General features: G+C 64.6%; 9 protein-coding genes. 3 read left to right on the top strand and 6 right to left on the bottom strand.

The genetic code is table 11. From position 1 onward, the window contains the following. Positions 1-30: 30 nt before the first annotated feature. Entirely contained in the window at positions 31-471 is a 441-nt protein-coding gene (locus B1C78_RS10560) for an EamA family transporter (RefSeq protein WP_077279127.1), read from the bottom strand. 128 nt (positions 472-599) lie between these two features. Between B1C78_RS10560 and B1C78_RS10555 the strand changes: the two genes are divergently transcribed. Both B1C78_RS10555 and B1C78_RS10550 read left to right on the top strand, forming a co-directional pair. Continuing rightward, complete coding sequence (locus B1C78_RS10555) at positions 600-830, top strand: hypothetical protein (RefSeq protein ID WP_077279126.1); 231 nt, start codon at positions 600-602, stop codon at positions 828-830. A 23-nt stretch (positions 831-853) separates the two neighbouring features. Further along, the gene (locus tag B1C78_RS10550; RefSeq protein ID WP_077279125.1) at positions 854-1087 is read left to right on the top strand and encodes a hypothetical protein; all 234 of its coding nucleotides are present in this window, start codon (positions 854-856) and stop codon (positions 1085-1087) included. A 1-nt stretch (position 1088) separates the two neighbouring features. Here B1C78_RS10550 and B1C78_RS10545 read toward each other — a convergent pair whose 3' ends face one another. The 4 genes from B1C78_RS10545 to B1C78_RS10530 form a co-directional block, all read right to left on the bottom strand. Continuing rightward, positions 1089-1454 carry a VOC family protein gene (locus B1C78_RS10545; protein WP_077279124.1) on the bottom strand — a complete coding sequence of 122 codons (366 nt, stop codon included), beginning with the start codon at positions 1452-1454 and terminating at the stop codon, positions 1089-1091. A 45-nt stretch (positions 1455-1499) separates the two neighbouring features. Next, the gene (locus B1C78_RS10540) at positions 1500-1742 is read right to left on the bottom strand and encodes a hypothetical protein (RefSeq protein ID WP_077279133.1); all 243 of its coding nucleotides are present in this window, start codon (positions 1740-1742) and stop codon (positions 1500-1502) included. 257 nt (positions 1743-1999) lie between these two features. Then, positions 2000-2740 (bottom strand): FHA domain-containing protein, encoded by a 741-nt coding sequence (locus B1C78_RS10535; RefSeq protein ID WP_077279123.1) that lies wholly within the window; start codon positions 2738-2740, stop codon positions 2000-2002. A 116-nt stretch (positions 2741-2856) separates the two neighbouring features. Beyond that, positions 2857-3870, bottom strand: coding sequence for a LysR family transcriptional regulator (locus B1C78_RS10530; protein WP_077279122.1), 1014 nt, complete (start codon positions 3868-3870; stop codon positions 2857-2859). 216 nt (positions 3871-4086) lie between these two features. Between B1C78_RS10530 and aceB the strand changes: the two genes are divergently transcribed. Continuing rightward, positions 4087-5676, top strand: a complete 1590-nt coding sequence (gene aceB, locus B1C78_RS10525) for a malate synthase A (RefSeq protein ID WP_077279121.1) — start codon at positions 4087-4089, stop codon at positions 5674-5676. Between the two features lie 204 nt (positions 5677-5880). On the opposite strand, the gene rraA is transcribed toward aceB, so the two are convergent. Beyond that, on the bottom strand, positions 5881-6375 hold the full coding sequence (gene rraA, locus B1C78_RS10520; protein ID WP_077279120.1) for a ribonuclease E activity regulator RraA: 495 nt from the start codon (positions 6373-6375) through the stop codon (positions 5881-5883). Positions 6376-6383 lie beyond the last annotated feature (8 nt).

Here is a 6383-nt window from a genome sequence, read left to right as displayed (position 1 = left end):
TTATTGGTGAAATATTGGGGTTAGAACGAATCAAGGATGATTCCAGATGATCAGGGCGGCGCCGGCCATCACCAGTGCGCCGCCGAGGGCTGCGCTGGGCGTCACATGCACCTGGCGGAACAACAGCCAGGTGAACAGCACGATGAACAGCGGGTAGGTGATCTCGATCAGGCTCGCCAGCGTGGCATTGCGGCTGCCGATGGCCAGGAACAGCATCACCGTCGCCCCCAGGCTCGTGGCCGACAGCATGAGGATGCGCCCGCGGTCGGGCCAGTCCATGGCCATCAGCACCGAGGCATCGCGCCAGAGCGTGTCACGAAACACCACCGCCACCACCAGCACGGGCAACACCGTGAGCACGAGAACCGTCACGAGGGACACCCGTTTGAGCGCGTGTTCCAGCAGGGGATAGTGAATTCCCCAGAGCAGCGCTGCGCCGAGTCCGGCGACGTACCAGGGCAAAGCGTTCATGGTTCCTCCTGTATCGGTTCCGACCGTGATGCAAGTCCGTGCAGGGGTCACGGGCTCTGGCCCGCCGTTCCCCGATTGGTCTATGTTCAGGTCGTGAATACTCCAAACTACGCCATCGGGAGACCGGCATGAAGGTCACGAAAAGCAATAATGCAGTCACCCTCTCCCTGGACCTCAAGACCGCGGAGAAGCTGGTGGATGACCTGAAGGAGCACACCGGCACATTGCAGGCCACCAACGGCATGCGCGCGCTCGCATCAGTCCTGCAGCAGGCGGTCTATGAATCGAAGGATCATTTCCGCCAGCCGCCCCACGCGTTCGACGCCAAGGCGCCCAAACAGCCCTCCATCGAGGACTGAAGCATCTGCCGGAGGTTTCGCAAATGAATATCGAAAAGATCGCCGAGGGGCAGGTCACGGTCCACATCCCCCTGCGGGAGGCGGGCGATCTGCTGCGGGCGCTCAGGGACCTGCGCGACGAGCTGGACGACGAGGCCCATGCCCTGGAAGTGGCACTTGAAAAGGCGGGGGTGAGCTTGCCTGATCCGGAGGATCACCGCCGCTACGAGTACATGCCGCCCGCCGACAGAAAAACTGATCCGAGGGAGGGGGATTGACTCAATCCCCTTCCCCCGGCGGGCAGACCAGGTGGATGATGGATGCCGGGCTGGAGATCCAGTAGCCCTCGAATCCCTCCGGAAGCGGTTCGATCTCGTCCCTGCGCACCACCCCGGCTGACTTCAGGTGTGCCGCGGCCGCCTTCACGTTGTCGGTGTTCAGTTCCAGCCACAGTTCTGCCTGGCTGACACCGTCCACGGAGTCTATCCACAGCCGGCACGCGCCGAACTCGAACACGGCCGACGGCGCCTCGATGACGGGCAGGCCGATGACGTCGCGATAGAAACGCACGGTGGCATCGTACAGGTGCGGGGGCACCTTCATGGCGATGTTGCGCCCGCCCCTGAAAACCGGCTTGTCGGCCATGTCATGCCCCCCTGAACCCACGTGCGCCGAGTGAACCGGCGCCGTTTACTCAAGCCATTCCAACAGATAGTAGAGGTATTGCCCCTCGGACGACTTGGAGGGCCCCAGCACCCGGGCGGGGAAGCGCCGTGACGCGGGATCGGCGCCCGCGAGTGCCGCATCCCTCGAGGCCACCACCTCGACGCAGCCGGCGGGGAAGCGCTTGCGGGCACGACCCGGCATGTACACCACCGCATATCGGTCGGTGGAGACCTCGGTTTCGGGATCGGGTGGGACGAGGCCGCGCATCAGCCCGCACATCTCACCGGGATCGCGGGAGCAGGCAAAGGATTCGCGTTTGTAGGCGCCGCTCTGGAGCGAAACCCATAGCCGTAGCTATGGGTTGAGTGAAGAGCAAGCATACGGACGCGAAGACGAGCCTGAACCGCGATAGGACACCGGCGAAGACAGTCTGTGATACTCAGGCTTTCGACCATTTCCGAGTATTCCCCCTAAATTTCCGCCTGTTGTGCGGTAGCCGGTGTCCGCCCGGTGAGATGTGCGGGCTAGTCGAGCTTCCACTCTTCGGTGCCGGCCCCCAGTTCGTCGGCGCTGGACTCCGCCACCACGATCATGCGCACCTCGCCCACCGTGATCACGTCGTTGTGGGCGAGGGAACGGCGCTCCGTATCCAGTACCTTGCCGTTCACCTGTACACGCCCCGTTCCCTCATGGACCAGCTGCACATAGAGGTCATCGCCGTCACGGATGAACACCACCACTTCCTGGCCCGGCTCACCCAGGGCCGTCACCGGCGCAATCAGATCCAGATGGCGGCCCTGGTTGCAGCCGCCCATGACCCTGAGGCGCACGGTGCGCGTGCTGCCCGGGGCACCGGATCGTGTGGACCGGATCTGCCGGATGCGCCTGGTGGAATGCTCGTCCACCAGGCCCGGCGGCATCCCCGGGCGATCCAGGCGAAGGATGCGCGTCGGCGGGTCTGCCGACGCTTCCTCGATGCGATCAGTAGTAAAAACGGTGATGCGGTAATTGGCGATTGCGATGACATCGCCGTCCGACAGGGTGTGCGTCGTGATGCGCCGGCCGTTGACCTGCGTGCCGTTGGTGCTCTTGAGGTCCCGCAGGACGGCCTGCCCCTGTGCCAGGTGCACGCTCGCATGGCGTCCGCTCACGGCCCGATCGCCCAGCACGATGTCGTTGTGCGGCGCCCTGCCGATGGTCGTTTCCCCCGGTCCGAGCTCCACTTCACCCAGGGGCTTTCCGTGCTTGTCGACCCGTATCTTCATGTTGATGCCATCCCCGCATGCGACCGGCCGCACATGACACATGCAGGCACGATCGTCCACAAGGGAATTCCCATAGCCGAAGACCGCCGTTGCGTCAAACCCGGCACCGGGGCCGTTCAGGGCAGGGAACGATCATGCCCCGTGAAATCCACACGTCCTTCCACCGCGTCCGCGCTGCGCCCGGAACCGGGCCGCCCGCCGACCCCGGTATAACGCTCGTAGGAGAAATCGGGATCCATCAGCTCCAGGAAGGAACAGGCCTGGGGGGACAGGAACTTGCCCTTGCGCATCACGACACCATAGGTGCGCCTTGGGAAGTAATCGCCCAGCGGGATGGCCGCCAGCTTCTCCTTTCCGGTCAGGCAGATGCTGGTCACGATGGACACTCCCATGTCCAGCTCCACGAACTTCTTGATCACCTCCCAGCCCCCGGCCTCGAGCACCACGTGATAGCTCAGCCCGTGCTGATGAAACACCAGGTCCACGATCTGCCAGGTGGACAGGTGCCGGGGCGGCAGAATCAGCCCGCACGGGGCCACATCCTCCAGCGTTACCTGATCCCGCCCCGCCAACGGATGATTCAGGGAGGTGATGAGCATGGGGTCGTAGGTGAAGATGGGGTGATAACTCATGTCGTCGGGCACGTCGATCATGGACCCCACGGCAAAATCCACCTCTCCCGCGCGCAGCATCTTCAGGCCGTCCCGGCCGGTGACGTTGTGCAGATGCAGCTTCACCTTCGGGTAGCTCTCACTGAAGCGCTTCACGTACTCCGGAAGCAGATACAGGATAGTGGACTCGCCGGCAGCCAGGTCCAGGGCCCCCTGCCCCACTTCGCCGAGACGCGCGGCGAACACCTCAGGCAGATGATCCATGCCCTCCACCAGCGGCAGCGCGGTCTCCAGCAGCACCTGACCCGCCGCGGTCAGATCGATGCGCGGGCCGCGGCGGTCGAACAGCAGGACGCCCAGGTCCTTCTCCAGACCCTTGATCAGCAGCGAGACGGAAGGCTGGCTGACGCACAGGCGCTCGGCCGCCCGGGAGATGCTGCCCGCCTGGGCGGCCTGGCAGAAGGCGCGCAGCTGTCGCAACCGGTTTGGCGTGGCAGCCAGTGGATTATTGTGGGCCATGAGCTAGTGTCCTGAGTCAGAGAATCGTTGCCCTGCCGATCCCTGCGAGTACCTTGCGATTTTAATATTCATTATTCAGTTAATAATCTAGTCAAATACTATCCGGTTTTTTAGGGTAGGGCCAGAGAGCGCCCCTCGCATCGGAAAGCGGACACGTTGACGCAAGATCCGCTCCGTGCACCGGCGCATCGACGACCCCCAGAGGAGGACACCAGCATGGCGACGTACCACGACTCAGTTGCGTTCAAGGGCCCCATCGAGGGCTTCGAGGATCTGCTCACCCCGGACGCGGTGGACTTCCTGGTCGCCCTGCACGAGCGGTTCGCCGCCCGGGTGGAGGACGTGCTCGACGCGCGCCGTCAGCGCCAGGCACGGTTCGATGCCGGGGAACTTCCGGATTTTCTGCCCGAAACCCGCGAGATCCGAGAGTCGGACTGGACCGTGGCGAAGATCCCCGAGGACCTGCTGGACCGGCGCGTGGAGATCACCGGGCCCACCGACCGCAAAATGCTCATCAACGCGCTGAACAGCGGCGCCAAATGCTTCATGGCCTGTCTCGAGGACGCCCATTCCCCCACCTGGCACAACTGCCTGGAGGGGCAGGTGAACCTGCGCGACGCGGTCAACCGAAACATCGACTTCACCTCGCCGGAGGGCAAGGAATACCGGCTCAACGACGAGACGGCCGTGCTGATCGTGCGCCCGCGGGGCTGGCATCTGCCGGAGAAGCACATGACCGTCGGCGGCAGGCCCATCCCCGGCGCCCTGTTCGACTTCGGTCTGTACTTCTTCCACAACGCACGGAACCTCATCGACCAGGGCACCGGCCCGTACTTCTACCTGCCGAAGCTCCAGGCACACGCCGAGGCGCGGCTGTGGAACGACGTGTTCGTGTTCGCCCAGGAACGGCTGGGGATTCCCGTGGGCACCATCAAGGTCACGGTGCTCATCGAGACCCTGCCGGCCGTGTTCGAGCTCGACGAAATCCTCTGGGAACTGAAGGATCACATCGTCGGCCTCAACTGCGGCCGCTGGGACTACATCTTCAGTTACATCAAGACGTTCCGTAAACATCCGGACCGCATCCTGCCGGACCGCGGCCAGGTGGGCATGACGGTGCCGTTCATGCGCACCTATTCGCTGCTGGTCATCAAGACCTGCCATCGGCGCGGGGCATTCGCCATGGGCGGCATGGCAGCCCAGATCCCGGTGCGCGGCGACGATGAGGCCAACCGCGAGGCCTTCGACAAGGTGCGCGCCGACAAGGAGCGCGAGGCGAAGGACGGCCACGACGGCACCTGGGTCGCCCACCCGGGGCTGGTGCCCGTGGCCATGGAGGTCTTTGACAAGCACATGCCCGACGCCAACCAGGTGGCCCGCCAGCGCCCCGACGTGAGCGCCGAGCGCGACGCCCTGATCGCTCCCGCCGAGGGCACCATTACCGAGGCCGGCCTGCGCAACAACATCAACGTGGCCATCCAGTACATGGCCGCGTGGCTGGGTGGCCGGGGCGCCGTGCCCATCCACAACCTCATGGAAGACGCCGCCACCGCCGAGATCTCCCGCTGCCAGATCTGGCAGTGGATCCGCCACCCCGGCGGCGTGCTGGACGACGGCCGGCGCGTGACGCTGGAGATGGTGGAAAAACTGATCCCCGAGGAAATGGAGACGATCCGCAAGGAAGTCGGCAGCGACGCCTTCGAGTCAGGCCACTACCAGCTGGCCGCAAAACTGTTCGAGGACATCACGAAGGCGGAGGAGCTGGCGGACTTTCTGACGCTCGTGGCCTATGAGCACCTGGACTGAAAGGATGAAGGATGAAGGATGAAGGATGAAGGATGAATCAAACCCGAATCTCGATCCTGTAGGAGGCCCGCCGCCGGGTCGAACGAACACAGTGGCACAACGGGCACGGGCGTTCGCGGCGAGGGCGCCGCTCCTACGGGGAGATTGACAGGTCACCGTGGCTAATCACCCCTCCTTCCGCCTTCATCCTTCCGCCTTCATCCTTCAACCTTCGTCCGCCAGGACGATCACCCCGTCATCGTCCGCAAACACCCGCTCGCCCGGGTTGAAGGTCACGCCGCCGAAACTCACCGGCACGTCCACCTCGCCGCCGCCGCGTTTCTCGCTGCGCCGCGGATGGGTGCCCAGCGCCTTGACGCCCAGCGGCAGGGTGGCCAGCACGGCTGCGTCGCGCACGCAGCCGTACATGATCACGCCGGCCCAGCCGTTGTCCAGGGCCAGCTGGGCCAGGTTGTCGCCCAGCATGGCGCAACGCACCGAGCCGCCGGCATCCACCACCAGCACCCGACCGTGGCCCTCGGTCTCCAGGACCTTGCGCACCTGGGTGTTGTCCTCGAAACAGCGGATGGTGGCGACGGGCCCCGAGAACGAAGTCACCTCGCCGAAGTCCCTGAACGGGATCTCGCAGACCCGCGCGGCGTCCCCGTGGGAATCGCACAGGTCGGCCGTCGCGGTCAGTCCGTAGGATGCAGGTTCCATGGTTGCCT

The sequence above is a fragment of the Thioalkalivibrio denitrificans genome (assembly GCF_002000365.1).
GTDB lineage: Bacteria > Pseudomonadota > Gammaproteobacteria > Ectothiorhodospirales > Ectothiorhodospiraceae > Thioalkalivibrio_A > Thioalkalivibrio_A denitrificans.
The sequence above is the reverse complement of the archived record's forward strand: the minus strand, read 5'-3'. Positions and strand labels throughout refer to the sequence as shown.

What these genes read in the sequence shown, in the direction of transcription:
- B1C78_RS10560 (WP_077279127.1), bottom strand. Translation starts at nt 471, where the DNA reads ATGAACGCTTTGCCCTGGTACGTCGCCGGACTCGGCGCAGCGCTGCTC.
- B1C78_RS10535 (WP_077279123.1), bottom strand. Translation starts at nt 2,740, where the DNA reads ATGAAGATACGGGTCGACAAGCACGGAAAGCCCCTGGGTGAAGTGGAG.
- B1C78_RS10555 (WP_077279126.1), top strand. Translation starts at nt 600, where the DNA reads ATGAAGGTCACGAAAAGCAATAATGCAGTCACCCTCTCCCTGGACCTC.
- B1C78_RS10540 (WP_077279133.1), bottom strand. Translation starts at nt 1,742, where the DNA reads ATGCGCGGCCTCGTCCCACCCGATCCCGAAACCGAGGTCTCCACCGAC.
- B1C78_RS10550 (WP_077279125.1), top strand. Translation starts at nt 854, where the DNA reads ATGAATATCGAAAAGATCGCCGAGGGGCAGGTCACGGTCCACATCCCC.
- aceB (WP_077279121.1), top strand. Translation starts at nt 4,087, where the DNA reads ATGGCGACGTACCACGACTCAGTTGCGTTCAAGGGCCCCATCGAGGGC.
- B1C78_RS10545 (WP_077279124.1), bottom strand. Translation starts at nt 1,454, where the DNA reads ATGGCCGACAAGCCGGTTTTCAGGGGCGGGCGCAACATCGCCATGAAG.
- rraA (WP_077279120.1), bottom strand. Translation starts at nt 6,375, where the DNA reads ATGGAACCTGCATCCTACGGACTGACCGCGACGGCCGACCTGTGCGAT.
- B1C78_RS10530 (WP_077279122.1), bottom strand. Translation starts at nt 3,870, where the DNA reads ATGGCCCACAATAATCCACTGGCTGCCACGCCAAACCGGTTGCGACAG.